Source organism: Gammaproteobacteria bacterium, from assembly GCA_028819075.1.
Taxonomy (GTDB): domain Bacteria; phylum Gemmatimonadota; class Gemmatimonadetes; order Longimicrobiales; family Gaopeijiaceae; genus BD2-11.
Genome location: JAPPMM010000049.1, coordinates 44214 through 69970 on the forward strand (window position 1 = coordinate 44214; position 25757 = coordinate 69970).

The following is a 25757-nucleotide window of genomic DNA, read 5'->3' on the forward strand; positions in this document are numbered from 1 at the left end:
GTTCCTCCGATGATGCGCCGGCCCGGGGCCGGTGGTTGATGTTCTATTTCTTCGTCCGCGCTCTACGATACCGGAGCAGCCATTCCGCGCGCCACAGCGGGAAGGAGCCGTCGATGATCCGGCGCCTGGCCTCGCTCGCCAGCTGCACCAGAAAACTCAGGTTGTGGATGGAGATCAGCCGCTGGGCCAGCCCCTCGCCCGCAACCAGCAGATGGCGCAGGTATGCACGATCGAACCGCCGGCAAGTATAGCATGTGCAGGCAGGGTCGAGGGGATCCGTGTCGGTCCGGAAGCGCGCGCCCTTCATGTTCACCTGGCCCTCGCGGGAGGTCCACGCGGTTCCATGGCGCGCGTTGCGGGTGGGCGCCACGCAGTCGAAGAGATCGCATCCGCGCGCGATCGCTTCCAGCAGATCGTCGGGATACCCCACCCCCATGAGGTAGCGCGGACGGCTGCCAGGCAGCTCGCCGTCCAGCAGCTCCAGGATGCGCCACATGTCTTCCTTGTTCTCCCCGACGCTGAGCCCTCCGATCCCGAAGCCGTGCCAGTCCTCAATTCCACGGGCGTCGACGGCGCAGGCACGCCGCAGATCTGCGAAGACGCCGCCCTGCAGGACCGGGAAGAGAGCCTGAGCGGACGCCTGCTCCGTGTTGGTTGCCCGAAAGCGCCGCGCGCACCGCTCCAGCCAGGCGAGGGTGCGGCGGTTGGCCCGCGCCACCGAGGCCCGACCGGCGTCGCCGGGCGGACATTCGTCGAACGCCATGATGACGTCGGCGCCCAGGGCCCGCTGGACGTCGACGACGCTCTCGGGCGTGAAGTGGTGGCGGGAGCCGTCGATGTGGCTCTGGAAGACGACGCCGTCGTCGTGGATGCGGTTGATCCGGCTCAGGGAGAAGACCTGAAACCCGCCCGAGTCGGTCAGGATGGGACCGGGCCAGCGCATGAAGGCGTGGAGGCCCCCCAGCTCGCGCACCACCTCTGCCCCCGGACGCAGGTAGAGGTGGTAGGTGTTGGCCAGCACCATGCGCGCGCCGAGGTTCCGGAGTTCCTCCGGGGTCAGCATCTTCACGTTGGCGAGGGTGCCGACGGGCATGAACGCGGGAGTCTGGATGCTCCCGTGGGGCGTGGAGAACACCCCGGCACGAGCGTGGTCGGCGCGGCCGTCGACGGCGAACGAGAAGGCCGAAGCCACGTCGTTGCTCACGCAATCGCCATCGCGTCGCCGTAGGAGTAGAACCGATACCCCTGGTCGATGGCTTCGCGATACGCGTCCATGGTGCGCTCATGGCCGGCGAAGGCGGCCACCAGCATGAGCAGGGTCGAGTGGGGCAGGTGGAAGTTGGTGATGAGGGCGTCGACGACCCGGAAGTCGAAGGGCGGGCGGATGAAGAGATCGGTCGTGCCGCCGCCCGCCCGCACCCCGCCCGTCCCGTCGGCCGCGCTCTCAAGCGTCCGCACCACCGTGGTGCCCACCGCCCACACCCGTCCCCCGCCCGCGCGCGCCGCGGCGACCCGCGCCGCAGCCTCGCGCGTGATGCGGTAGCGTTCCTCGCCGGGACCGCGCGGGTCGCCGCCGTCAGGCCCCGCCGGGCGGAAGGTCGCCACCCCCACGTGCAGAGTGACGCACGCGATGCGCACCCCGCCCGCCTCCAGCGCATCCATGAGCTCGCGGGTGAAATGGAGGCCCGCGGTGGGGGCGGCCACCGAGCCCGGCGTGCGCGCGTACACCGTCTGGTAACGCGCGCGATCCACCGGCTCGTCCGGGCGGCGCAGGTAGGGGGGGAGCGGCACGCGGCCGTAGCGCTCGAGCGCCTCCTCGACCGGCAGCGGAGTCTCGACGCGCACGATGCGGCCGTGGTCGGGGGTCGAGTCGACGATGTGGACCACCAGGTCGGGGGCGACCTCCACCGTGCGCCCGGGCTTGAGCTTGCCGCCGGGCCGCACCAGCGCCTCCCACATGTGGCCGCCGGCGGGGCGCCCGCGCCCATCGTTGCCACCCGCGACCGATGGGCGCTCCTCCCCCAGCGGCCGCAGCAGGAACACCTCGGCGCGCGCGCCCGTCGGCTTGGCTCCCAGCAGGCGCACGGGGAGCACCCGCGACTCGTTCACCACCAGGACGTCGCCGGCCCGCATCAGGCCGGGAAGGTCGCGGAACACCCGATGCTCGAAGGGTCCCCCGGAGCCGGGCGCGACCAGCAGGCGGCTCCGGTCGCGCCGCGCTGCCGGGTAGCGCGCGATGCGGTCTTCGGGGAGGTGATAGCCGAAGTCCCGGGTGGCGTCGCGTCCGGCCTTCATGACCGGAAGAGCGACGACTGGCCGTCTCCGCCCGGTCCGGCGTCCGAGCGCCCCTCCTTCCCGGTCGATGGATGGCCGAACCGCCGGTGGGCGCGCTCCGTGGTCTTGCGCCCGCGCGGGGTGCGCTCCAGAAAGCCGTTCTGGATCAGAAACGGCTCGTAGACCTCCTCCAGGGTTCCCTCGTCCTCGCTCAGCGCCACCGCCAGCGAAGCCAGCCCCACCGGGCCCCCGCCGAACTTCTCGATGATGGTGCGCAGCACGCGCGCATCCATCTCGTCCATCCCGTACTCGTCCACCTCGAGCAGCCGGAGCCCCGCGCGCGCGACCTCGCCGCTGATCACGCTGTCGGCGCGCACCTCGGCGTAGTCGCGCAGCCGCCGCAGCAGCCGGTTGGCCACCCGGGGGGTGCCCCGAGCGCGACGCGCCAGCTCGAAGGTGCCCTCTTCCGTCGTATCCACCCCCAGGATGTCCGCGCTCCGCTGAACCACCCGGGTCAGCTCCTCGGGCCCGTAGAAGTCGAGCCGCTCGACCATCCCGAAACGCGCGCGCATCGGTTCCGTGAGCAGCCCGAAGCGGGTCGTGGCGCCCACCAGGGTGAAGCGCTCGATCTGCATGGTGACGGTGCGCGCGGCCGGTCCGTCGGAGAGCCGGATCTCGACGCGGAAATCCTCCATGGCGGGGTAGAGGAATTCCTCGACGATGGGCCGCAGCCGATGGATCTCGTCGATGAAGAGGATGTCCCGGGCGTTCAGGTTGGTGAGGATGCTCACCAGGTCTCCGGGCTTCTCCAGCACCGGCCCGGAGGTCAACTTGACGCCGACCCCCATCTCGGAGGCGAGCAGGAGCGCCAGGGTGGTCTTGCCGAGCCCGGGAGGACCATGGAAGAGCAGGTGGTCGAGCGCGTCGCCCCGCTTGCGGGCCGCCGCGATCGCGATGGAGAGCGTTTCCCGGACCTTCGCCTGACCGATGAACTCCGCCAGGCTGGCCGGGCGGAGGGACAGCTCCGCACCACCCTCCCCGGAGAGCTCACGGGGCGTGGTCACGTCGTAGCGATCCGTCACCGGCCAATGCGCTCCAGCGCCCTCCGGATCAGTTCCTCGGTCTTCATCTCCTCTCCCGCGCCTCCGCCGGCCGTCACGCCGCGAACGGCTTCGTCCGCCTGCGCGAAGGAGTACCCCAGAGCCATGAGCGCGTTGACCGCCTCCCGCGCGCCGTGAGGCGCCGCCTCGCCCCCGGCCGGGGCCAGCGCGAGGTCGCGCACCTTGTCGCTGAGCCTGAGGATGAGCAATTCGGCCGTCTTCTTTCCCACCCCGCTCACGCGGGTGAGCACGGCCGTCTCCTTGTTGGCGAGAGCCTGTGCCAGACGCCGGGCGGAGTAGGTCGAGAGCATCTCGCGCGCCAGCTTGGCGCCGACCCCGGTCGTCCCCAGCAGGCGCTGGAACATGTCGCGCTCGTGGACTTCCAGGAAGCCGTACAGGGCGACCGAATCGTCGCGCACGACCTGCACCGTGCGCAGCCGCACCTGCTCGCCGGAGGGCGGCAGGCGTCCTGCCACCGTGGCCGGCACGTGAACCTGATACACGACGCCGCCCGCGGTCTCCACCTCGACCGAATCCATGTCCTGCTCGAGCAGAACCCCGTGCAGCCGGCTGATCATCCGGGCCGGTCCCCGATCAGGCAGTGGCAGAGCGCGGCCGCCACCCCGTCGGCCGCGTCGTCCGGCGACGGCGGGGAGACCAGCCGCAGATGTGTCTTGACCATGAACCCCACCTGTTCCTTGGTGGCCCGGCCGGTGCCGACGACCGCGCTCTTGATCGCGGTCGGCGAGTACTCGGCAATCTGGACCCCGGCGAGCGCGCCCGCCAACAGGATGGCGCCCCGTGCATGGCCGAGCGTAAGCGCGCTCTGCGGGTTCTTCCCCTGGAACACCTTTTCGACGGAGAGCACGTGGGGCTCGAAGCGCTGGACGATCGACTGCATCGCCTCGAAGATGTGGCGGATGCGATCCGCAAGCGGGCGCCGGGGCCGGGTGCGCACCACCCCGCATTCGAGCAGCGACAACCTGCCCTCGCCGCTGGCCACCACGCCGTAGCCGGTGCGCGCCGTGCCCGGATCCACCCCGAGCACGATCAGCGCCCCGTCCGGCGCCCTCACCGTCCGCTTCGCGGCCGGCCGACCCTCATTGCGACAGCCGGGCCAGGGTGTCCTCGTCGATGTTGCCGTTGGACGAGATCTTCTGCACGTCGTCCGATCCGTCGAGCGCCTCCATCAGACGGACCAGTCTTTCCGCGGTCTTGCCCGCCACGTCCACTTCGTTCTGCGGAATCATCGCCAGCTCCGCCTGCGCGACGCTGATTCCGGCCTCCCGCATGTCGTCCTGAACCTGGTGAAAGGAAGCCAGATCGGTCGTGACGATGAAATCGCCCCCTTCCTGCACGACATCCTCCGCTCCCGCTTCCAGCGCCGCTTCCAGCACCTCCTCCTCGGAGTGCCCGGCCGCCTCGATGTAGATCTGACCCCTGCGGTCGAACTGCCACGCCACCGACCCGGCAGTTCCCAGGCTGCCTCCGTTCTTGGTGAGGAGGTGTCTCACCGCCGCCACCGTGCGCTTGGGGTTGTCGGTCAGGGTCTCGATGTAGAGCGCGACCCCGCCGGGGGCGTAGCCCTCGTAGACCACTTCCTCGTAGTTGACGCCGGCGAGCTCACCGGTCCCCTTCTTGATCGCCCGCTCGATGTTCTCCTGGGGCATGTTGCCGGCCTTGGCGGTGTCCACCGCCAGGCGCAGGCGCGGGTTGAAGTTGGGATCTCCTCCGCCGTCGCGCGCGGCCACCGTCAGCTCGCGGATGAGCTTGGTGAACATCTGTCCGCGCTTCGCGTCGTTGACGGCCTTCTTGCGCTTGATCTGCGCCCACTTGCTGTGTCCCGCCACGGGCTGCCTCCTGCCCTACTCCTCCGCCTTGAGCGCCTCGATCACCTGCTGGGCCTCGTGCGCCGGCATCGGTTCGTAGCCGGCGAGGGTGCGCGTGTGGTGGGCGCGCCCCTGGGTCATGGAGCGCAGGGCGGTGGCGTACTTGTAGAGTTCGGCTTCCGGGACGAGCGCCTGCACGGTGGTGCTTCCGTTGCCGGGCACCATGCCCTGCACCTTGCCGCGACGCTGCGTGATGTCGCCCATGATGTCGCCCATGTACTCGTCAGGCGTCGACACCTCCACCTCGATGATCGGCTCCAGCAGCACCGGACCCGCCCTGGACGCGACTTCGCGGAAGGCCAGCGACCCGGCCACCTTGAACGCGATGTCGGAGGAGTCCACCGAGTGGTAGGAGCCGTCGTAGCATTCGGCCGCGAAGTCCACCAGCGCGAACCCGGCCAGGATGCCCTTGCCTGCCGCCTCCTGTATGCCCTTGTTCACCGAAGGCACGTACTTCCCGGGGATGACGCCTCCCTTGATGTTGTCCACGAACTCGTAACCGTCGCCGCGCGGGCGTGGCGACAGGCGCACCCAGCAGTCGCCGAACTGACCCCGCCCGCCGGTTTGCTTCTTGAAGCGTCCGCGCCCTTCCGCGGTTCGCGTGATGGTTTCCCGGTAGGCGATCCTGGGCTGCTCGGTCTCGACGCTGACGTTGTACTTGCGCTTCATGCGCTGCATCTGGACGTCCAGGTGCAGTTCCCCTAGCCCCCGCGCGATGGTCTGTCCCAGTTCGGGGTTGAACTCGGCATGGAAGGTCGGATCCTCGTCGTGCAGCTTCTGCAGGGCCTCGCCGATCTTGTCGTCGTCGGCGCGGGTCGCGCCCTTCATCGCCACGGACACGTCCGGCTTCGGGAAGTCGATCCTGTCGAGAACGAGAGGCCGGCCGGGCGAGGACAGCGTGTCGTTGGTGGCGGTGTTCTTGAGCTTTGCCACCACGCCGATGTCGCCGGCGTGCAGCCGCGGCACCTCCAGGCGCTCCCGTCCCAGAGGTATGGAAACGTGGTTCAGCTTCTCGCTCGAGCCCCGGCCCGCGTTGTGTGCGTCCATCCCGTTGACCGCGACGCCGCTGAACACGCGGAAGTAGGAGAGTTCGCCCACATGCGGCTCGGTCGCGGTCTTGAAGACCAGCGCCGCGAACGATCCGTCATCGGTCGCCTGGAGTTCCGCCTCCTGGTCCAGGCCCGGCCGGGACGCGGAGTGGCTGCCTGACTCGGACGGATCGGGGAAGAGCTCTACCATCTTGCGCAGCAGTGCCCGGATCCCGTAGACGCGCGTCGAGGATCCGCAGAGAACCGGGACCACCTCATCCCGCTCCATCGCGATGGCCATGGCCTCGAGAGCTTCTTCGCGCGTGATCTCCTCACCCTCCAGGTAGCGGTCCAGAAGCTCCTCGTCGGTGGTCGCGAGGGTTTCCTGCAGTTCGGTGGTCCACTCCTCGAAGATGTCCTCGAGGTCGGCGGGGACGTCGGCTTCATCGTACTCGCCGGTGGCGGAACCGTCGCGATACATGTGCGTGCGCCCGCTGAACAGGTTGATGATCCCGCGGAAACCGGGCCCCGCGCCCACCGGTATCTCCACCGGCAGCGCGCTCTCCGCGAGCTTCTCCCTGATGTCCTCGAAGACCTTGCGGAAGTCGGCGTGCTCCTTGTCCATCATCGAAACGAAGAACATGCGCGGGATGCCGCGCTCCTCGCAGTAGCGCCACACCCGCTCGGTCCCGACTTCGACGCCGGAGGTCGCGCTCACCACGATGACGGCCGCGTCCGCCACCCGGACCGCCGCCAGGGCCTCCCCGGTGAAGTCCAGGTATCCGGGCGTGTCGATCAGGTTGATCTTGGTACCCTTCCACTCGCTGAAGGCGGGAGTGAGCTGCATCGAGATCCCGTGCTGGATCTCCTCGGGCGCGGTCATGGTGAGGGCGTGACCCTCCGCCACGTTGCCCTTGCGCCGTGCGGTGCCCCCTACGAAGGCGAGGGCGTCCACCAGCATGGTCTTTCCGGAGCCGCCGTGACCGAGTACGGCCACGTTGCGGATGTTCTCCGTCAGGTATTCCTTCCCTTCCGCCATCTGACCTCCTGAAAAACAGGGTGTTGAGTTGAGGCGACGCGGCGCGGCGTCGTGGTTACGGCGGATACCGCCGGGAGCGGAACCTAGGAAGAGCGGCGCCTGCGGGAAACCTCGTTGAGAAGTTCGAGTTCCTTGCGCGTCAGCGACCTCATCCCGCTGCGCGAGATCTTGTCGAGGATGGCGTCCACTTCGTCCAGCAGGGCTTCTTCGTCGGCCCTCCGGCCACCTCTCCGCGCACCGGAGGAACTCGGCGGGCGCCTTGACCGCCCTCCGGGGGTCGTACCGGAGCCGGATCTTCCGCCAGGACGGGAGGAACCCGCGCCCCCGCGCCCCCGCAGCCACTCGGGGGTTCGCCAGTCGGTCCTGAGATAGACGAACCCCGTGACCAGCCCCCCCAGATGGGCGAAATGGGCGATTCCGTCCCCTCCTCCGCCGAAGGCGCTCAGCGTGCTCACCACGAAGAGGAAGGCGGCCAGCCACTTCGCCTTGACGGGGAAGATCCCCCAGATGTAGATGGGCGCGTCCGGCCAGGTCATGGCGAAGGCGACCATCAGGCCGTACACCGCCGCCGACGCCCCGATGATTGACGACGACTGGAAGACGAAGCTGAGGGCCACTCCTCCGAGTCCGCACAGCAGGTAATACTTGATGAACTCGCGCGAACCCCATCGCCGCTCGAGCGGCAGGCCGAAGAAGAACAGCATCAGCATGTTGATGAACACATGCCAGAAGCCCGCATGCAGGAACATGTAGGTCAGCGCGCCCCACGGACGCGTGAGGATGCGGGACGGCCGGAAGGCGAACCACTCCACGAAGAAGCCCGCGCTTCCGCTGATCCACATGAACAGGAAGATCGCGGCGTTGGCGATCAGCAGCCGCTTCACCCACGGCGTGAGCACGGAGGCTCCGTAGCCCGGCTCGAAGGACGACCAGCTCATGCGCGCGAGCCGGCGGCGACGGGCGCGGCGCGTCCGGACAGCGCCAGGATGGCGATGCGCTCGCACAGTTCGCCGAAGGACAGCCCGGCGGCGCGTCCGGCCCGCGGCAGCAGGCTGGCGGGGGTGAGCCCCGGAAGCGCGTTCGCCTCGAGGCACCATGGGGTGCCCGCGGAGTCCAGTATGAAGTCGACCCGGCTGAAGCCCTCCAGCCGGAGGACGCCATGCACCGCCAGCGCCTGCCGGCGGAGTCCGGCGGCGACATCCTCCGGGATGCGGGCCGGGAAGATCTCGCGCGCCATTCCCGGCTGATACTTGCACTCGTAGTCGAAGATCTCGTTTTCGGGGATGATCTCACCGGGCGGCAGTGCCTCCTCGCCCAGGATGCCGACGGTCAGCTCCCGTCCCCGCACGTAGCGCTCGAACATGACCTCGCCGCCGTATGCCAGCGCCTGCCCCTCCGCTGCGGGAATCCCGTCGGCGCGATGAACCAGCGTGAGGCCCAGCGTCGACCCGCCCCTCGGGGGCTTGACGATCAGAGGCAGCCCCAGTTCGGCGGCGACGCGCTCCGGGGACACGCGTCCCGTGATCCACTCGGGGGTCGGGATGCCGGCGTCGCGCAGCAGCCGCTTGGTGAGGTCCTTGTCCATGGCCAGGGCGCAGCCGGTGTGCCCGCTCCCCGCGTAGGGAACCCCGATCAGGTCGAGCAGCGACTGGACCGTGCCGTCCTCGCCGGCCCCCCCATGGAGCGCCGGGAAGACCACGTCGGGCGCGCACGCCCGCAACGCTTCGCCGAGGAGGAGCAGAGGATCGCTGCCGCCCGGCCCCGTGGAGGGCGGCGCCTCCCGGGTCACCCCCGACTCGCGCAGCTCCCGTTCCCGTTCCCGGCTGAGCACCCCCGAGGCGGGATCGACCGCCACGACCTCGTGGCCGCGACCGCGCAGGGCGGCGGCGACCTCGGCGCCGGAGACGAGCGATACCGGCCGCTCCTCGGAGCTGCCGCCCATGAGCACGGCGACCTTCATCACCCCGTCCCCGGCCGGGCGCCGCTCAACCGGCCGCTCCCGTGAGCGTTCGCACGATGTCGAAGCGGGTGAGGATGTCCTCGAGCCTGCCGTTGGTCCTCACCAGGACCGCCGGATTCTCCCGGGTCAACAGCCGCGTCGCCTTGTCGGCGTCGAGATGGCTGTCAACGACCGGGAAGGGCGAGCTCATGACCGTCTCCACCGGGTCGTCCAGCACCCCGGGGTCCTGAATGACCCGCGCCATGAGCCGCCCCTCGCTCAGCGAGCCCACGCAGTCCCCGTCGCGGACCACCGGCAACTGCGAGACGCCGTGGCTGCTCAGCGTGGACAGCGCCATGCGCACGGGGGTGGAGGGCGTCGCCGTCAGCAGCCGGAAGCCCAGCGGCTCCTTGGCGCGCACCAGGTCGTGGACACTCCTGCGCGCGCGCTCCAGGAAGCCGTTTTCCCGCATCCACTCGTCGTCGTACATCTTGGTAAGGTAGTGCTCTCCCCAGTCGCACAGAATCGCGACCACGAAGGCCTCCGGGTCGTCCAGCCGGCGCGCCAGCTCCACGGCCGCGTGCGTGTTGAGTCCCGAGGAGCCGCCCACGAAGAGCCCCTCTTGCGTGGTGAGCCGCCGGGCCATGCGGAAGGCCTCGCCGTCCCTTACGGTCACGTAGGCGTCCACCACGTCGAGGTTGAGCGCGCCCGGGATCTTGTCGTTGCCGAGCCCCTCCACCAGGTAGGGGTGGCCCTCCCCCATCTCGCCGGTGTTGAAGAACGACGAGATCACCGAGCCCACGGGATCCACGCCCACCACCTCGACCGCCGGATTCCGCTCCTTCAGGTATGCGCCGGCGCCGGAGATGGTGCCCCCGGTGCCCGCCCCGCCCACCAGGTGGGTGATGCGCCCCCCGCTCTGCTCCCAGAGTTCCGGCCCGGTCGTGGCGTAGTGGGCCTTCGGGTTCTCGAGGTTGTAGAACTGGTCGGCGAGCACCGCACCGGGAGTCTCGCGGGCGATGCGGCGGGCGACCTGCTGGTAGTGGTCGGGGTGATCCGGCCCGACGGCCGTGGGGGTGATCACCACCTCCGCCCCGAAGGCGCGCAGCAGCTTCACCTTCTCCTGGCTCATCTTGTCGGGCATGGTGAAGATGCAGCGATACCCGCGGGTCGCCGCAGCCATCGCGAGCGCCAGCCCGGTGTTGCCGCTGGTGGCTTCGACGATCACGCCCCCCGGCCGCAGCGTCCCGTCCTGCTCCGCCGCGCTCACCAGGGCGAGCCCGATGCGATCCTTCACCGAACCGCCGGGGCTCATGAACTCGCATTTGCCGTAGACGGGGGTGCGGCAGTCGGCGGACACCTGGTGCAGCCGCACCAGCGGGGTCCACCCCACCATCTCCATGACGTTGTCGTAGGGCTCGCGATTGCGGACGCTCATGGCCGCGATCCCTCCGCTCTGCCGCGCATCACGATTCGGGGCCCGACTGCCTGGAGAACTGCACCGGGATGCGTACCCATACCGGTACGTCCCGGCCGTCCCTTCGGCCGGGCTGGAAGCGCATCGCACGCGCGCCCTCGGCGGCGGCCGAATCGAGCGGCTCGTGGCCGCTGGTCTCGATCACCGCGACGGAATCCACCTCCCCCAGCTCGTTGACGCGCACCTGGAGCACGGTCTCGCCCTCGATCCCCTGATCCCACATCTCGAGCGGGTATTCGATGGGGGTCGCGTCGCCGAGGGGCGCGGGCTCCTCCACGTCGCCATCGCCTGCGCAGGCCGCGAGAGCGGGGACCCCGAGAGCCAGGATTGCCAAGCGCCCGGTCCCGGCCCGGGAACGCCTGTGCCGGCACGGCGACGGCATCACTCTCGCGTGCCGCGCGCAAGACGCTGCAGATCCGCGAGCAGCGTCATGGATTCCAGTGGGGTCATGTTGTCGAGATCGATTTCCTGAAGGCGGGCGGACAGCTCCGCTTCCGCAGCGAAAAGGGAAAGCTGGCCAGGCTCCATGGCCGATGAAGGCCGGTGTTCGCCCCTGCGCCCGAGACACCCTCCGTCACGTGTACGTCTTCCCTCCAGTTCCGCCAGAAGTTCCTTTGCCCGCTCCACGATCGCCGGCGGCATGCCCGCGAGCCGCGCAACCTGGATTCCGTAGGACCGGTCGGCGCCTCCCTCCTCCAGACGGCGCAGAAAGACGATGTCCTCGCCGGACTCGCGCACCGCCACGTTCAGGTTGCGCACCGCGGGAAGCAGCTCGCCCAGCTGGGTGAGCTCGTGGTAGTGGGTCGCGAAGATGGTCTTGGCGCCCACCACCTCGTGCAGGTGCTCGGTGACCGCCCATGCGATGGAGACCCCGTCGTAGGTGGAGGTGCCGCGGCCGATCTCGTCCAGCAGCACCAGGCTGTCCGCGGTGGCGCCGTGGACGATCGCGGCGGACTCATTCATTTCGACCATGAAGGTCGACTGGCCGCGGGCCAGGTTGTCGCTCGCCCCGACCCGGGTGAAGACCCGGTCGCAGACCGGCAGCCTTGCCCGGTCGGCGGGCACGAAGGACCCCATCTGGGCGAGCAGCTGGATGAGCCCGACCTGGCGCAGGATGGTGCTCTTGCCCGCCATGTTGGGGCCGGTCAGAACGACCACCCGGCCGTCTTCGTCCAGCACCAGGTCGTTGGGGACGAAGCTGCCGGCGGGCATCACCGCCTCCACCACCGGGTGCCGGCCGGCGCGCACCTCGACCGCGTAGCCGGAATGAACTTCGGGGCGGACGTAGCCGCGGTGCTCCGCCACCTCCGCGAGTCCCGCCAGCGCATCGAGACGCCCGAGCGCGCGCCCGAGTTTCTGCAGCCGCGCAACCTCCTCGGCCACCTCGCCCCGCACCGACGCGAACAGTTCCGCCTCCAGGGTGGCGATCCGGTCCTCCGCGTCCAGAATGCGGCCTTCCCACTCCTTCAGCTCGGGGGTGAAGAAGCGCTCCGCGTTGGCCAGCGTCTGCTTGCGCACGTAGTCGTCCGGGACCCGGCCCAGGTTCGCCCGGGTGACCTCCAGGTAGTACCCGAAGACCTTGTTGTAGGCGACCTTCAGCGAGCCGATGCCCGTGCGCTCCCGCTCGCGCGCCTGCAGCGTCGCGATCGAGGTGCGCGCATCGGCGCGGGTCTGGCGGAGCGCGTCCAGGTCCTCGTCGTAGCCGGGCTTGATCACGCCGCCTTCCTGCAGCGTCGCGGGCGCGTCCGGGGCGATGGCCCGACCGAGCATCTCGCGTACGTCCTCCATGGCGTCCAGGCCCGCGCCCCGCTCCTGCAGTCGGGGGAGTTCGGCCGTAGCCAGCGCCCGGCGGACCGGTGGGACCTGGTCGAGAGAGCGCGCCAGAGCGAGCAGGTCGCGGGGCATGACCCGGCCGAGCGAGATCTTCCCTGCCAGCCGCTCGAGGTCGGCAACCTCCGAGAGCGCCCCGCGGACCTCGCGCCGCACCTCGAACCGTTCGAAGAACTCCCCCACCGTCTCCTGACGCTTCCAGATCGCGCCTGCTTCCAGCAGCGGCGCCAGCAGCCAGCTCCGCAGCGTGCGGGCGCCCATGGCGGTGACGGTGTCGTCGAGCACCGAGATGAGCGTGGCGCCCTGGTCTCCCGGGCGCAGCGGCTCGGTCAACTCCAGGTTTCGGCGCGTCATTTCGTCGACGACCATGGTCGAGCCGGGACGGCGCATGGCGGGAGCCTGCAGGTGGGCCACCCCGCCCGGGCGGATCTCGGCGACGTAGGCGAGCAGGGCGCCCGCGGCGCGCACCGCAGGCGTATCGCCCGCCTCGATGCCGAAACCCTGCAGCGAGAGCACTCCGTAGGCGCGCTGGACCTCCTCGCGCGCCGCCTCTTCCCCGAAGATCCAGTCGTCGCGACGGGTGAGCAGCGTATCCGGCGGCGCGCCCGGCAGGGCTTCCCGTTCGAGAGAGCCTGGCAGCAGCAGCTCGGCCGGCGCCAGCTCACCCATGCGGGCGGCGAGCGCCTCCTCGCCCACCACCTCGAGGACCAACTCGCCCGTGGACAGGTCGAGGGCCGCCAGACCGCGCGTCTCCCTTCCCGCGGGCGCGAGTGCGACCAGGAAGTTGTTGCGCCGGGCCTCCAGCAACTCGTCGTGAACCACCGTGCCCGGCGTGATGGTCTCCACCACCTCGCGGCGCACCAGCCCCTTGGCCGCGCTGGCGTCCTCCACTTGGTCGCAGATCGTCACACGGCAGCCCAGCTTCACCAGCTTGCGCAGGTAGTCGTCCAGCGCCTTGGCGGGCACGCCCGCGAGCGGCACCTGCCGCGCCGCCCCGTTGTTGCGCGTCGTCAAGGTCAGCCCGAGCAGGCGCGCACCCTTGCGCGCGTCCTCGTTGAAGAGCTCGAAGAAGTCGCCGACCCGGATGAACACCAGGGCGTCGCGGTGGCGCGCCTTGACGGCCCGCCACTGGCGCATGAGGGGTGTGTCCTGGGTCACGGCGTGGTCCTGAGGCATGCTTTAAGCTGTCGTGTCGCACACCGTCCCGGAAGGGGCGCCGCGGGCTGAAGCGCAGCCGTTTCGAGCCGGCTCCTCGCCCCTCGCCCGGGGTATGATCCGTTGTGTCGCCAACACCCGGCGATACCGAATCTCGAACGGAGTTTCTGATGATACATAAATCATTGCTGAGTCATGTCTTGCCACTTTTTGTGATCGCTGCCGCGACGGCATGCGGCGGAACCGGAGGCGCCAACGCCGACCTCCCGATGCCGGAAGCCGTCAGCACCACCCTGAACGCCGGGACGGCTCCGGACGGCGTCACCATGGAGTCCATTACCGAAGGGAGGACCCTCTTCAACGCCCGGGCCACCTGCTCCGCGTGCCACGGGGCCAACGGAAAGGGCGGACAGCTCGCCCCGAACCTCGCCGACGACGTGTGGCTCAACTCGGACGGCAGCTACGCCGGCATCATCGAAGTCATCGAAGCCGGTGTGCTCGAGCCGAAGCAATACCCCGGCCTGATGCTCCCCCGCGGCGGGATGGGCCTGTCGGACGAGGAAGTCAGCTCGCTCGCGGCCTTCATCTGGAGCCTGGGCGTACGCGGATAGTCGCGGTGCCTACCCGACGGCCGCTCCGCGCCGCGTCCGCACGCCGGCGCGGAGCGGCCTCGGCCGACCTGCCTCGCCGGCGGAGGTACGCTGCGCGAGCAGCCATTCCTCCAGGAGATGATGGTGGGGCAGGGCGCTGGCCTTCATCAGCCGGTCTACCCGGCGCAGACCGAGCAGCGCCGCGTCAAGGCTCTCGCGGTTCCAACCCCGGCTCTGTCCCTGGATGCGGCGCGCGAGCCAGCGCTGGTGGGGGGGAAGCGCGGCCTCAAGCCCGGACAGCCCGCCATCGAGCACCAGCCCGATGCGGAGGAAGTGGGTGGTCAGGCCCATGACCAGGTAGACGCCCGACTCGCCGCGCATGAAGAGCTCGCCGAGGGCGGCCGTGGCTGCGGCAAAGTCGCGTCCCCCCACCATGTCGAACCAGCGCCAGGGATCGAGGCGGGGGATCCGGATCCCTCCCTCCTCCACGGTCTCCACCGTAATCGGACGACCCCCGGGGGTCATGGCGACCAGCTTGGCGATCTCCTGCGCCAGCACGCCCATGTCCGATCCGACCGCCGCCGCCAGTGCGCGCGCGGCGTCTTCGTTCATCTCCGCGCCGTGCCGGTCGCGGCACCATGAGACCAGGAAGCCGGGCAGGTCGTTGGCCCGCACCGAACGGAACTCGAGCGAGCGCGCCGCGCGCACGACGTCCCGGTAGAATCGTGCCCTGGACCGCTTCGGCTTGGTAGCGGTCAGAATCAGAGCCAGTCCCTCCGGGGGCGACGCGGCCATGTCGAGCACGAGCTTGCGCGCCGCCGGTAGCGGAGCCAGCGCCTCCGCGCCATGGACCAGCACCACCCGCCACTCGGCCATCATGGGGGGAGTGGCCAGCACCGAGGCGAAGTCGCGCACGTCGAGTTCCGGGCCCGACATGACATCGAAGTTGAAGTCGCGGGTCGCGGGGTCGAGGTGCGCCTCGGCGATCTCGCGCGCGGCTTCCCGCTTGCGGAAGTCGTCCTCGCCGTGGAGGTAGAAGACCCCGCCTCCGTCCCCGCCGAGCGCGCGCCGGTAAGTGGCGGGGATCATGGCCTGCCGGGACGTGGATTCCCGGTCAGCGCTGGGAGAGGGCCGAGTATTCGTACAGCGCGCGGGTGGTCCACAGGTCGTCGCCGTCCAGAGCGGGGTCCAGGAGGCGAATGCTGCGATACCGTACGGTGGCGGACGGAGCAGCCGCCCGCTGCGAGGGGGGCTCGGAGACGACGATGGGCGGAAGCGCGACCTCGGGTGTCTCCCGAACGAGTTCCGGTCCCCATACGGCCAGCGCCACCAGGATCGTTGCGGCGAATGCCACTCCCAGGCGGGTGAAGAAGGCGCCGCCACGGCGGCGCGCGAGGTCCTCCTGGATGTGGAAGATGCGATGCTGCAGTCGGGGATGGAAATCTTCGCCAACGACGACGCCGGGAACGGCGCGCAGCAGCACCAGGCTCCGCTTCACGGTATCCGCGTAGCGCCGGCAGCGCGCGCACTCCGCAATGTGCTGCTCGAACACGCCCGCATCGGTCGCTTCACCGTCATGGAACTCGGAGAAGCGCTCCAGAAAGCCGTTGCATTCCATGTCCGTTCTTGTACTCGCGATCCTTGCGACTCTCTTCTTGCGGGCCTGTGCCCGCTCAACCCTGATCGGGCGGACCGAGCCCGCTCCGGCGGGCCCGCCGATCCCCGTCGAATTCTGTACTTGAGGTATGACGCTCGGGTTCCCCCCCGGCTTCGCGGCACGAAGAATCCGCACGAAGCGGCGGAACGTGTGCTACCGGAGGGGCGGGACGAGGTTCCCGAGTGGCGTCGGGGCGGGCTGTCCGGGAGGTCGAACTGGATGAGGCGTTCCGAGCGGGCTCAGTCCAGCATGGGTGCGACGATACGGGCGAAGTTGTTGCGCGCCCGGTTCAGGCGGCTCTTCACCGTACCCAGGTTGACCGCGGTGATCTGGGCGATCTCCTCGTAGGTCTTCCCCTGGAGTTCCCGTAGCACGAAGACCACCCGGTGATGCTCCGGCAGCTCGCTGACGGCCTTCTCGACGACCTTTCGCAGATGCCGCTTGCGGTACAGGTCGTCGGGCTTGTAGGAGTTGTCCTCCCATTCCAGCGGCCGGTGGTCCGCCTCCCAGTTCTTCTTGATGGTCTGGAAGAAGACGAGCGGGTTTCGCGAGCGGTTGCGCAGCTCGTTCTTCGCCAGGTTGCTGGCGATGGTGTAGATCCAGGTGGAGAACTTCTTGGTAGGATCGAAGCGATGCAGGTGACGGTAGACGCGGATGAACGTCTCCTGTACCAGGTCCTGCGCCCGCTCCCGGTCGCCAATGGTCCGGTAGACGAAGTTGACCAGCCGATTGTCGTAACGGTCCACAAGGATTCCGAAGGCTCGCTGCTCCCCTTCCAGAAACCGCTTCACGACGGCGCTGTCGTCCAGTTTTCTGAGGGCGTCCCGGGTCTCGTGGGCCGGCCTCGCGGGCGTCATTGCCAAGCTCTTTTCGGTATTCATGTGGCTCCGCTGCCAGACGTGGCTTCTCGTGCCCCAGCACAGGACACTCTTGCATGCAGGTTTCGTACCACCTTAATCACGGGTTCTCCGCGGACATGGGCCCCAATTGCGTCCCCGAGACAGGACGGCCGTCATCCTCCGGGTGGACGCCGCCGCCCGCGGCCGGGCTTCGGCGGAAGGCGGCAGTGTACAAGAGGGCTGCGACCGTCTTGCAGTCCACGATCTCGCCCTTGCGCACCATCTCCAGGGCGCGAGAGAAGAGGCACTCCTCCACGGTGATGAACTCGTCCGGATCGCGGGCGGCGTCTCCGGCCGAGAGGCCGGTTGCCAGGAACAGGTGGATGACCTCGTTGGTGAAACCGGGCGTCGTGAAGATCCGGGTCAGATAGTCGATTCGGGCCGCGGCGTATCCGGTCTCCTCCGCCAGTTCCCGCCGCGCGCACTCCGCCCAGGCCTCGTCCGCCCCCGCTGGCAGCCCGGCCGGCACTTCATACAGGTATCCCCCCGAGGCGTAGCGGTACTGCCGAAGCAGCAGAATCACGGGATCGGGCGACTCCGGCGGGTCCACGAAGGGCACCACTGCGGCGGCGCCGGGGTGCCGGACGAGTTCCAGGTTGCCCTCCGATCCGTCGGGAAAGCGCACGCGGTCGACGGACAGGTGGACCACTCTTCCGTCATGCACGAGGCGGCCCGACAGGCGGCCCGTCCCGTCCGGTCCCGGGACCGCGTCCGGCCCCGGGTGGCGAACGGTGTCTCCGCCCGGATACACCGCCCGACCGGCGGACGCGGATGGTTGCAACTCCGGTTCGTGCGACACGACTTCTCCCGTCAGATCACCATGCCTCGTGTGCCGGCGGCGCGAGCGCATCCGCCCGCATCACCCGAGGGGCCGCACGAGGCGGCTGCCTTGCGGGCACTTAGGTGAGTGTCGGCGGCGAGGGGTTGCCCGGAGCGGTCTCCCGGAGCGCCCCGCGGTCGTGTTCCGCCCGTTTCGGCGGCAGCCACCTCCGGGCGCCATCACCCTGTGGCCGGGGGCGTGCATTCGCGGATCAGAAGTCGTGGTGGACCTCGACCGGGCCGAAGGACTCGAGTTCCGGCGCCACCCGGTCGGCGTCACCTGCCACCACGACCGTGAGGGCGTCCGGGTGAATCCGACGGCGGGCCGCGCGCACGACGTCGTCGACTCCCACCGCCCGCACCCGCTCGCGATAGTGCGCGAGGTAGTCGGCCGAGAGGCCGTGCACGAACACCCGCGCAATGCCGGACGCGACCTGGGCCGTGGTCTCCATGCGCAGCGGAAAGATGCCCGCCAGGTAGTCGCGCGCACCACGCAGTTCGGCGGGCGTGGGCCCGCCTGCGACCAGCGCCTCCGTCTCCGCGAGCACCTCCCGGACCGCCGCCGCGGTGACTTCGGTCGCCACCGCCGTGGCGATGCGGAACATCCCGCCGGCGCGCCGGAGGAGGAAGCGCGAGCTCACGCCGTAGGTGAAGCCCTTGTCCTCCCGGAGGTTCAGGTTGAGACGACTGGTGAAGGCGCCTCCGAGCACGGAATTGAGCACGATCAGCGGGAAGAAATCGGGCGTCCTGCGCGGTACGCTGGCATGGCCGATGCGCAGCTCGGACTGAACCGCGCCCGGGCGATGGACGATCACGATGCGGCGCTCCCCGAAGCGGGCCCCCGCCGTTGCCTCGACGGGAGCAGCCCGGCCCCGCCAGCCGCCGAAACAGTCGGCTGCGAGATCCGTCACTTCCTCCTTCGCGACATCGCCCGCCACCACCAGCGCAGCTCCCTGCGGCCGGTAGCGGCTGGCCGCGTAGTCGGCCACATGCGCGCGCTCCAGGCCCGCGACCGTCCCTTCCGTGCCCGCCATGGGCCGTCCATACGTGGTGCCTTCGGCGAAGAAGAAGCGCGCGGCGGCGGCAGTGGCGAGCTGAGCAGGATACATCCGGCGTTGCCGGATCCCGCCAAGCTGCTGCTCGCGGGTGCGCTCCACCTCTTCACCCGGATACCCGGGCGTCAGGACCACTTCCGACAGCAGCCGGAGCGCCCGCGGAAACCGGTCGGCGGCGCAGGTCAGCGACACCACCGTGGAATCCCAGCCGGTCGAGGTCGCAAGGTGCGTACCCATGTCCTCGAGCGCGCAAGCCAGCTCCACCGCCGAGCGGCGGACGGTTCCGCCATGGAGCGCCTTTCCGGACAGCACCGCAAGCCCGGCTCGCGGCCCACCGACCGTCGCCTCGCCCGCATCCATGACCAACAGAGCGGTCACCAGGGGAACCCCGGGCCGGCGCGCGGTTCGTACCTCCAGCCCGGAATCGAGACGCTCGCCGTGCACCGCCGGAACCGCGAAGGGTGCAACCGGTCCCGGCCCCGGCGGCGTTGGGGGAAAGCGCTCGGGGCTCACGCGGATGCCCGCGGCACGTACGTCAGAATCGCCCGGTTCCCGGGCTCGAGGCGCTCTTCGACCAGGGTCTGCACCGCCTCCGGCGTCACCGCGCGCAGGCGATCGATCTCCGTGGAGATGCGGGCCGGATCTCCGAACTGGGTCGCAAACATCGAGAGCAGGTCAGCCCGCTGGGCCACGACCTCGAGTTGCCCCAGGATGGCAGTCTCCGCCATGGCCAGGGCCCTGGCGACTTCCTCGGACGAGATCGCACCAAGTCCCTCGATCTGCTCGACGACGGCCGCCGCCAGCTCCCCGGGATCGACCCCGAGGTTGCCGGTGGCCTGAACCACCATCATCGCGGCTCCGGTCATCAACGGAAAAACGTGTGCCGCGACATCCTTGGCGAGCCGGCGCTCCAGCACGAGCGAGCGGTGGAGACGCGACGCCCGCCCGCGTCCCAGAATGTCGCCCGCGACGTCGGCGGCGTAGAAGGCGGGATCGTCGAAGGTGGGCACGCGCATCCCGGCGTAGACCCGCGTGAGCGGCACATCGGCCTCGACCGTCTGGCCGGCATCGACGTGGTTCTCGCGTTCCGCGTCCGCGTCCCCGGGAATCATCCGCGTCCCGGCTCCCGGAGGAATGTCGCCGAAGTAGCGCTTGATCCATTCGAGCGCGCGCCCGGCCTCGAAGCCGCCGCAGAGTGTGAGGACGGCGTTGTCGGGGGCGTAGTAGGCGCGAAAGAACGACTCGAGATCACCGAGCGTGAACCCGTCGATGTCCTCCAGGGAGCCGATGACCGGATGGCGATAGGGATGCCCCGGTGGATACACCATCGCGAGCATGCGCTCATCCCAGTCGCCGTAGGGCTGGTTGTCGTAGCGCTGGCGGCGCTCGTTCTTCACGACGTCGCGCTGGTTCTCGAGCTTCGCGGCGGTGAGTGCGGGAAGCATCCAGCCCATGCGATCCGCTTCGAGCCACAGCGCCAGCTCGAGATGGTGCGAAGGGAGGGTCTCGTAGTAGTTGGTCCGGTCGAACCAGGTGGAGGCGTTGGCCGATCCGCCCACGCCCTCAAGCAGCTCGAAGTGCTGGTTGCCGGCCACGTGGCGCGAGCCCTGGAACATCATGTGCTCGAAGAGATGAGCCAGACCGGTCTGCCCCGGGCCTTCGTTCCGGGAACCCACGTCGTACCAGAGGTTCACCGCGACGATGGGCACGGAGGGCTCCGGGGAAAGGACGATCCGGAGTCCGTTCTCCAGGCGGTGCTCTTCGCAGGGGATGGAGATCACAGGTGCTTCCCGGCGGCGGAAGACGACGGTTTCAGCTGCCGAACTTCGCCAGCCGCCCGGCGTGAGCCAAGGCCAGCGACATGATATGCCGCGCGGCGATGGTGCCCACATCGCCCCGCCGGCACGCGTTCTCGGTTAGGCGGCGCCCGGTCGGCCGGGCGTAGCGCGACCGGATCAGGAGCGGCACCGCGTGCCAGGAATGGCCGGCCATGGTCGCGGGGGTGCTGTGATCACCGGTGACGATCACCACGCCGCCGTCGTCCAGCCCCGGGAGGAGACGGTCCAGCGCCTCGATGGCGGCGACCTTGCCCTCGAAATCCCCGTCCTCCCCTCGGGAATCCGTGGCCTTGTAGTGGAAAAAGCGGAAGTCGGCGTGTCCGGCGGTCCCCTGCATCAGTTCCACCGCTTCCTCATCCGAGGCCGGGGTTCCGGCCAGCTCCATCCCGACGAGACCGGCCGCCCCCCGGTACATGGGATAGCGCGCCACCGCCACCGCCTTGAGCCCATACCGCCGGGAAAAGCCCGCCGGCGCGCGATATTCGGCGAACCCGCGGGCGAGAAGGCCGTTGGCGACAGGCTCGGTCGCCAGCACCTCCGCCGCCCGCGCGAGAATCTGGTCGGCGATCCGGGCGGTGCGCGCCGACGCCGCGTCCCCCTCGGGCGCGCGGGGAGGCCGGGGTGGAATGCCGGTCCGCTGCGGGTCGGTGTCGGATACCTCCGCGCCGAGACCGTCGCCGCGCAGCACCATCACGGCGCGATGCTCCATGACGTGCTGGAAGTGGAGGTCCACCCCTGGAGGCGCGGTCACGCCGTCCTGCAACCGGCGCACCAGCCGCCGGCCGTCCGGGTTGCCGGGGCGACCCGCGCGGCGGTCGGTCACGCGGCCCCGCCCGTCCAGGGTGGCCAGGTTGAGCCGGGCCGCCACATCCCCCTCGCGCAGGCGAATCCCGACCCCCAGCGCGGCCAGCACGCCGCGTCCGATCAGGTGGCGGGCGGGGTCGTACCCGAACAGGGCGAGGTGGGCGGGGCCGCTCCCGGGCGTGACCCCGGGCGCGACCGGGACGTGCATGCCCAGCGAGCTCTCCGCGGCCATCGCATCCAGGTTGGGCGTGGTCGCCGACTCCAGTTCGGTCAGGCCGGTGGCGGGGTGGGGGAGCCCGCCGACCCCGTCAACCACGATCAGGGTGATCGCTTCGCTACCCGGCATGCGCTCCACCAGGTCGTCCGGAAACCGCGTCACCCTGCTCACGCCGCCCGCCCTCCGTCCGTCATCGGCATCCTGAACCTCGGAGATGATTGACTGACCGTCTGCCCACCGCGCGCGCGCCGTCCAGCCCGTGAACCAGGTTCATCAGCGAACCGCACGCGGGCAACCCCGTCCCGGGCGCGACGGGGACGGACCCGCTCGCCAGCGCCCGTTTCGGTAGCAAGCGCGCGCCGCTCGCGATACAATGTACAAAGGCAGGAACCACGGACCCCCGGCCACCAGCCGGCCCGGTCCCCGCGGGAGGACGCATCATGACGACTCGACCCCTTTTCGCTTTCTGTGTGCTGGCGACGTTGCTGGCTGCCGGCTGCGCGGGACAGCGACCGCCGCCCGGCATCGGCGGCGAGCCATCGCGGGATATCACCATCTTTGTCGACAACCTCGACTTCAACGACGCCCGCATCTACATCTCCACCGGCGGCGGACGCACCCGGCTGGGTAACGTTTCCGGCAAGACGCGCCAGCGGTTCACGCGCGAGTGGAGGCTGCCCACCATCGGCTTCGAAATCGATATGCTGGGAGGCGGCAACTACCGCACCCAGGAGTTGGCGGTCACTGCCGGTGAAATGTTCGATCTCCTGATCCAGGCCGGCTACGTTCGCCTGATCCCCAGAGGTCGCTGAACCATGAGAAAGGCACATCAGCGTGCCGGGCGGGCGACGATTGCGGCGCTCGCCCTCGCGGCGGCGATCCCCATGTCCGCCAGCGGGCTGCAGCAGGAGCTTCCCGCCGGGCTCGCGCTCAGCGTGGCGGACGTCGACTTCCTGGAGCGCGCCGACAATTCGCGCATCTACATGGTGGACTCCACCTTGGCCCGCATCGACGAGTTCATCGACTTCGGCTGTCCCACCTGCCGGTCCTTCTACATTCTGCGCACCGATTCGCTGAAGACGAACCTCGTCGACACGGGGAGGGCGAACTTCGTGGTGCGCATGTTTCCGCTGGCCCGTCTCATGCGCGGGTTTCACGCGGCCGAGGCTGCCCTGTGCGCGGGTGGTCTGAACGACCGGCAGGGCTTCGAGGCGATGCAGCACCGTCTGTACATGAACCAGAGCGTGTGGCAGCCGCTGCAGGACCCGATTCCCGTCTTCCTCCAGTTCGCGGCCGACATCAACCTCCCGCTGGAGGATTTCCAGGCCTGCCTCATCCGCGACACGGTCGCGCCCCTCATCCTGAGCGACATGAACCTGGCCCAGGTGCTGTCCGTCGAGGGGACGCCCACGTTCGTGGTCAACCGGGGCGGGGAACTGACCGGAGAGGTCAAGCTCACCGGCGAGGAAGGAATCTCCTCCTTCGAGGAAGCCGTGACTCGCCTGTCGGGGCCCGGAGATTAGCTTAGTCCAGTTAGTTTAGCCAATTCCGGTCTACTTCTTCGGGAAGTACCGCGCGCAGTTGGCTATTCCTTCGCCGGCAACCCCGGCTCGGTCATTGCGCGCACATCCAGCGCCTCCTCCAGCGTCTCTTCGTCGAGCAACCCCCTCGAGCGCACGACGTCGCGCACCGCCCGGCCCTCGCGGGCGGCCTCCTTGGCCACCCCGGCGGCCGCGTCGTAGCCGATGTAGGGGTTGAGCGCGGTCGCGATCGCGGGGTTCCGGTCGAGCAGTTCGCGCGCCCGCCGTTCGTTGGCCTCGATGCCCGCGACACACCGATCCGCGAAGGCGCGGCTCGCCCCCGCGAGCAGCGTGATCGACTCGAGCAGGGAGTGGGCGATGACCGGCAGCATGACGTTCAGCTCGAAGTTGCCGCGGCTTCCGGCGATGGTGACCGTAGTGTGGTTCCCGGCGACGCGCGCCGCGACCATCATCAGCGCCTCCGACATGACCGGGTTCACCTTGCCGGGCATGATGGAACTCCCCGGCTGCACGGCGGGAAGCCGGATCTCGTGAATGCCCGAAGTCGGGCCCGATGAGAGCCAGCGGATGTCGTCGGCGATCTTCATCAGGCCGGATGCCGCGGAGTTCAGGGCTCCGGAGGCGCTCACGCAGGCATCCTGCGAGCCCTGCGCCGCGAAGTGGTCTTCCGCTTCGCGAAACGCGAGGCCGGTCTCCCGGGAGAGATGCTCGATGGTGAGGCGTGCGAAGTCGGGGTGGGTATTGATGCCGGTTCCGGTGGCCGTGCCGCCCAGCGCCAGCTCGGCCAGTTCCGTTGAGGCGTGTCGCAGGCGCTCGATGGCGCGCGTGACCTGCATCGCGTAGCCGCCGAACTCCTGGCCCAGCCGCACCGGGGTGGCGTCCATCAGGTGGGTGCGGCCGGACTTGAGCACGCCGTCGAAGGCCTCCGCCCTGGCCGCCAGCAGCTCCCGCAGGTGTTCGAGCGCGGGAATCAGCTCCTCCTCGATCGCGGTGCGCGCCGAGACGTGGATCGCCGTCGGGATGACGTCGTTGGAGGACTGGCCGAAGTTGACGTGGTCGTTGGGATGCACGCGGTCGCTGCGATGCACGCCGGAGTCTTCGGAGGTTTCCAGGATGCGGTTGGCCAGCGCCGCAATCACCTCGTTGGCGTTCATGTTCGAGGATGTCCCGGAGCCGGTCTGGTAGACGTCGAGCACGAATTCGCCGTCTCGGTCGCCGCGCGCGACCTCGATGGCGGCCTCGGCGATCGCCCGCGCCGTGTGGCCGTCCAGGTATCCCAGTTCGCGGTTGACCCGCGCGGCGGATTTCTTGATCAGCCCCAGCGCCTGGATGAAGCGGCGCCCGAACCGTTGGCCGCTGATGGGGAAGTTCTCGAAGGCGCGCTGCGTCTGAGCCCCGTAGAGGGCATCGGCGGGAACGTGAACTTCGCCTAGCGAATCACGCTCGACGCGAAACCGGTTGGACATGCCGGGAACCTCCGGATGTTGGGGATGCATGGCTTTCCTTTTCGCGCCTCCAAGATAATTGTCCCGGCGCGGGAAAGGACGGGTGCGCGGGTGTGGCTGCCTGTAGCTTGCGTGGCCACCTTCGCCCGGATGGCGGCGCCCCGCCGCACAACGATGTCTTTCGAGTCTGACTCGGAGAGCTGCTGATGCGCATCATCATCTACGGAGCCGGCGCTGTCGGCGGGTACTACGGGGCGCGGCTGGCCCAGGCGGGCGAGGAGGTGGTCTTCGTCGCGCGTGGACGTCAGTTGGCGGCATTGCGGTCGGACGGCCTGCGCGTGGAGAGCATCTGCGGCGATGCACGTCTGGAGCGCGTCGCCGCCACCAATGACCCCGCGTCGCTCGGGCAGGCGGACGCCGTGCTGGTCACCACCAAGACCTGGCAGGTCGGGGCGGCCGGGCGGGCGCTACGGCCGCTGGTGGGGGGCGGCACGGTCGTGGTCCCGCTCCAGAACGGCGTGGAGGCGGCCACCCAGCTGGACCGGTCGCTGCCGGCCGAAGCGGTGGCCGGCGGCCTGACCCGCATCCTGTGCGAGCTGGTCGAGCCCGGCCGCATCCGGCACACCGGCATCGACCCGGTGATCGTGATGGGAGAGCGGGACGGGCGCCGGACCGGCCGCTGCGACCGTCTGGCGGAAGCGCTGGAGCGAGCTCCCGGGATGTCCGTCGTGGTCTCGGGCGACATCGAGGCCGAGCTCTGGCACAAGCTTCTCCTCATGGCCCCCGTGAGCGGCGTCTGTTCGGTGGCGCGGATGCCCCTTGGTGCCGTGCGCGCCACCCCGCCCGCCCGTGAACTCCTGCGCCGCGCGATGGAGGAAACCGCCGCGGTGGCCGCGGCCCGCGGGATACGCCTGCCGGATGGCGTAATTGCGGATGCGCTGGCCTTCTTCGACGGCCTCCCGCCAGACTCGATCCCCTCGATGCATCGCGACATCGCGGGCGGCCGGCCCTCCGAGCTGGAGCAGCTGAGCGGCGCAGTGGTCCGGCTGGGTCGCGAGTGCGGGGTGGCCACTCCGATCCACCAGTTCATGCACGCGGCCCTGCTTCCGTCCGAGCTTGCCGCGCGCGGAGAAGGGACGGGGCGGTAGGCGATCGACCCGC

The 25757-nt window shown here is 69.6% G+C and carries 24 protein-coding genes; 4 read left to right on the forward strand and 20 right to left on the reverse strand.

What is annotated here, in order from left to right:
• Nucleotides 1–43: 43 nt before the first annotated feature.
• From tgt to mutS, 12 genes are all read right to left on the reverse strand, one after another.
• Nucleotides 44–1204 (reverse strand): tRNA guanosine(34) transglycosylase Tgt, encoded by a 1161-nt coding sequence (gene tgt, locus OXU32_13315; protein ID MDE0074931.1) that lies wholly within the window; start codon nt 1202–1204, stop codon nt 44–46.
• Nucleotides 1201–2295 (reverse strand): tRNA preQ1(34) S-adenosylmethionine ribosyltransferase-isomerase QueA, encoded by a 1095-nt coding sequence (gene queA / locus OXU32_13320; GenBank protein ID MDE0074932.1) that lies wholly within the window; start codon nt 2293–2295, stop codon nt 1201–1203. The genes tgt and queA overlap by 4 nt, the downstream gene beginning before the upstream one ends.
• Complete coding sequence (ruvB, locus tag OXU32_13325) at nt 2292–3356, reverse strand: Holliday junction branch migration DNA helicase RuvB (protein MDE0074933.1); 1065 nt, start codon at nt 3354–3356, stop codon at nt 2292–2294. Before ruvB ends, queA begins: the two co-directional genes overlap by 4 nt.
• Nucleotides 3353–3952, reverse strand: a complete 600-nt coding sequence (gene ruvA, locus OXU32_13330) for a Holliday junction branch migration protein RuvA (GenBank protein MDE0074934.1) — start codon at nt 3950–3952, stop codon at nt 3353–3355. The genes ruvB and ruvA overlap by 4 nt, the downstream gene beginning before the upstream one ends.
• Complete coding sequence (ruvC, locus tag OXU32_13335) at nt 3949–4449, reverse strand: crossover junction endodeoxyribonuclease RuvC (protein MDE0074935.1); 501 nt, start codon at nt 4447–4449, stop codon at nt 3949–3951. Before ruvC ends, ruvA begins: the two co-directional genes overlap by 4 nt.
• Before the next feature lie 25 nt (nt 4450–4474).
• Nucleotides 4475–5224 carry a YebC/PmpR family DNA-binding transcriptional regulator gene (locus OXU32_13340; protein MDE0074936.1) on the reverse strand — a complete coding sequence of 250 codons (750 nt, stop codon included), beginning with the start codon at nt 5222–5224 and terminating at the stop codon, nt 4475–4477.
• Nucleotides 5225–5239: 15 nt separating this feature from the next.
• Nucleotides 5240–7330, reverse strand: coding sequence for an elongation factor G (gene fusA, locus OXU32_13345; protein MDE0074937.1), 2091 nt, complete (start codon nt 7328–7330; stop codon nt 5240–5242).
• Nucleotides 7331–7413: 83 nt separating this feature from the next.
• A complete protein-coding gene (locus tag OXU32_13350; GenBank protein MDE0074938.1) occupies nt 7414–8268 on the reverse strand; it encodes a rhomboid family intramembrane serine protease in 855 nt (284 codons plus the stop codon).
• Nucleotides 8265–9290 (reverse strand): D-alanine--D-alanine ligase, encoded by a 1026-nt coding sequence (locus OXU32_13355; protein MDE0074939.1) that lies wholly within the window; start codon nt 9288–9290, stop codon nt 8265–8267. Before OXU32_13355 ends, OXU32_13350 begins: the two co-directional genes overlap by 4 nt.
• Nucleotides 9291–9315: 25 nt before the next feature.
• The gene (locus OXU32_13360; protein MDE0074940.1) at nt 9316–10707 is read right to left on the reverse strand and encodes a pyridoxal-phosphate dependent enzyme; all 1392 of its coding nucleotides are present in this window, start codon (nt 10705–10707) and stop codon (nt 9316–9318) included.
• A gap of 28 nt (nt 10708–10735) precedes the next feature.
• Nucleotides 10736–11080: an energy transducer TonB gene (locus OXU32_13365; protein MDE0074941.1), complete on the reverse strand. Its 345-nt coding sequence runs from the start codon at nt 11078–11080 to the stop codon at nt 10736–10738.
• Between the two features lie 47 nt (nt 11081–11127).
• Nucleotides 11128–13734 (reverse strand): DNA mismatch repair protein MutS, encoded by a 2607-nt coding sequence (mutS, locus tag OXU32_13370; protein ID MDE0074942.1) that lies wholly within the window; start codon nt 13732–13734, stop codon nt 11128–11130.
• Nucleotides 13735–13931: 197 nt separating this feature from the next.
• On the opposite strand from mutS, the gene OXU32_13375 reads away from it, so the two are divergent.
• Nucleotides 13932–14342, forward strand: a complete 411-nt coding sequence (locus OXU32_13375; protein ID MDE0074943.1) for a c-type cytochrome — start codon at nt 13932–13934, stop codon at nt 14340–14342.
• A gap of 9 nt (nt 14343–14351) precedes the next feature.
• Here OXU32_13375 and holA read toward each other — a convergent pair whose 3' ends face one another.
• The 7 genes from holA to OXU32_13410 form a co-directional block, all read right to left on the reverse strand.
• A complete protein-coding gene (holA, locus tag OXU32_13380; GenBank protein MDE0074944.1) occupies nt 14352–15410 on the reverse strand; it encodes a DNA polymerase III subunit delta in 1059 nt (352 codons plus the stop codon).
• A 25-nt stretch (nt 15411–15435) separates the two neighbouring features.
• Nucleotides 15436–15939 (reverse strand): hypothetical protein, encoded by a 504-nt coding sequence (locus OXU32_13385; GenBank protein ID MDE0074945.1) that lies wholly within the window; start codon nt 15937–15939, stop codon nt 15436–15438.
• 278 nt (nt 15940–16217) lie between these two features.
• Nucleotides 16218–16859 (reverse strand): sigma-70 family RNA polymerase sigma factor, encoded by a 642-nt coding sequence (locus tag OXU32_13390; GenBank protein MDE0074946.1) that lies wholly within the window; start codon nt 16857–16859, stop codon nt 16218–16220.
• Nucleotides 16860–16935: 76 nt separating this feature from the next.
• A complete protein-coding gene (locus OXU32_13395) occupies nt 16936–17676 on the reverse strand; it encodes an NUDIX hydrolase (protein MDE0074947.1) in 741 nt (246 codons plus the stop codon).
• Between the two features lie 232 nt (nt 17677–17908).
• Nucleotides 17909–19264: a pitrilysin family protein gene (locus tag OXU32_13400; GenBank protein MDE0074948.1), complete on the reverse strand. Its 1356-nt coding sequence runs from the start codon at nt 19262–19264 to the stop codon at nt 17909–17911.
• A complete protein-coding gene (locus OXU32_13405) occupies nt 19261–20532 on the reverse strand; it encodes a pitrilysin family protein (protein MDE0074949.1) in 1272 nt (423 codons plus the stop codon). Before OXU32_13405 ends, OXU32_13400 begins: the two co-directional genes overlap by 4 nt.
• Nucleotides 20533–20563: 31 nt before the next feature.
• Nucleotides 20564–21781: a 2,3-bisphosphoglycerate-independent phosphoglycerate mutase gene (locus tag OXU32_13410; protein ID MDE0074950.1), complete on the reverse strand. Its 1218-nt coding sequence runs from the start codon at nt 21779–21781 to the stop codon at nt 20564–20566.
• Between the two features lie 269 nt (nt 21782–22050).
• Between OXU32_13410 and OXU32_13415 the strand changes: the two genes are divergently transcribed.
• Together OXU32_13415 and OXU32_13420 are read left to right on the forward strand one after the other, a co-directional pair.
• Entirely contained in the window at nt 22051–22422 is a 372-nt protein-coding gene (locus OXU32_13415; GenBank protein MDE0074951.1) for a hypothetical protein, read from the forward strand.
• 3 nt (nt 22423–22425) lie between these two features.
• On the forward strand, nt 22426–23133 hold the full coding sequence (locus OXU32_13420; protein ID MDE0074952.1) for a thioredoxin domain-containing protein: 708 nt from the start codon (nt 22426–22428) through the stop codon (nt 23131–23133).
• A 62-nt stretch (nt 23134–23195) separates the two neighbouring features.
• On the opposite strand, the gene OXU32_13425 is transcribed toward OXU32_13420, so the two are convergent.
• Nucleotides 23196–24617, reverse strand: coding sequence for a class II fumarate hydratase (locus OXU32_13425; protein ID MDE0074953.1), 1422 nt, complete (start codon nt 24615–24617; stop codon nt 23196–23198).
• A gap of 185 nt (nt 24618–24802) precedes the next feature.
• Here OXU32_13425 and OXU32_13430 point away from each other — a divergent pair, with 185 nt between their 5' ends.
• Nucleotides 24803–25744, forward strand: a complete 942-nt coding sequence (locus tag OXU32_13430; protein MDE0074954.1) for a 2-dehydropantoate 2-reductase — start codon at nt 24803–24805, stop codon at nt 25742–25744.
• The last annotated feature ends 13 nt before the right edge of the window (nt 25745–25757 follow it).

Excerpts from the sequence above, each read along its gene's own strand:
- OXU32_13390 (MDE0074946.1), bottom strand. The coding sequence starts at position 16,859 with ATGAATACCGAAAAGAGCTTGGCAATGACGCCCGCGAGGCCGGCCCAC.
- OXU32_13415 (MDE0074951.1), top strand. The coding sequence starts at position 22,051 with ATGACGACTCGACCCCTTTTCGCTTTCTGTGTGCTGGCGACGTTGCTG.
- OXU32_13425 (MDE0074953.1), bottom strand. The coding sequence starts at position 24,617 with ATGTCCAACCGGTTTCGCGTCGAGCGTGATTCGCTAGGCGAAGTTCAC.
- OXU32_13360 (MDE0074940.1), bottom strand. The coding sequence starts at position 10,707 with ATGAGCGTCCGCAATCGCGAGCCCTACGACAACGTCATGGAGATGGTG.
- OXU32_13355 (MDE0074939.1), bottom strand. The coding sequence starts at position 9,290 with ATGAAGGTCGCCGTGCTCATGGGCGGCAGCTCCGAGGAGCGGCCGGTA.
- OXU32_13385 (MDE0074945.1), bottom strand. The coding sequence starts at position 15,939 with ATGGAATGCAACGGCTTTCTGGAGCGCTTCTCCGAGTTCCATGACGGT.
- fusA (MDE0074937.1), bottom strand. The coding sequence starts at position 7,330 with ATGGCGGAAGGGAAGGAATACCTGACGGAGAACATCCGCAACGTGGCC.
- holA (MDE0074944.1), bottom strand. The coding sequence starts at position 15,410 with ATGATCCCCGCCACTTACCGGCGCGCGCTCGGCGGGGACGGAGGCGGG.
- queA (MDE0074932.1), bottom strand. The coding sequence starts at position 2,295 with ATGAAGGCCGGACGCGACGCCACCCGGGACTTCGGCTATCACCTCCCC.
- OXU32_13420 (MDE0074952.1), top strand. The coding sequence starts at position 22,426 with ATGAGAAAGGCACATCAGCGTGCCGGGCGGGCGACGATTGCGGCGCTC.
- ruvA (MDE0074934.1), bottom strand. The coding sequence starts at position 3,952 with ATGATCAGCCGGCTGCACGGGGTTCTGCTCGAGCAGGACATGGATTCG.
- OXU32_13350 (MDE0074938.1), bottom strand. The coding sequence starts at position 8,268 with ATGAGCTGGTCGTCCTTCGAGCCGGGCTACGGAGCCTCCGTGCTCACG.
- OXU32_13430 (MDE0074954.1), top strand. The coding sequence starts at position 24,803 with ATGCGCATCATCATCTACGGAGCCGGCGCTGTCGGCGGGTACTACGGG.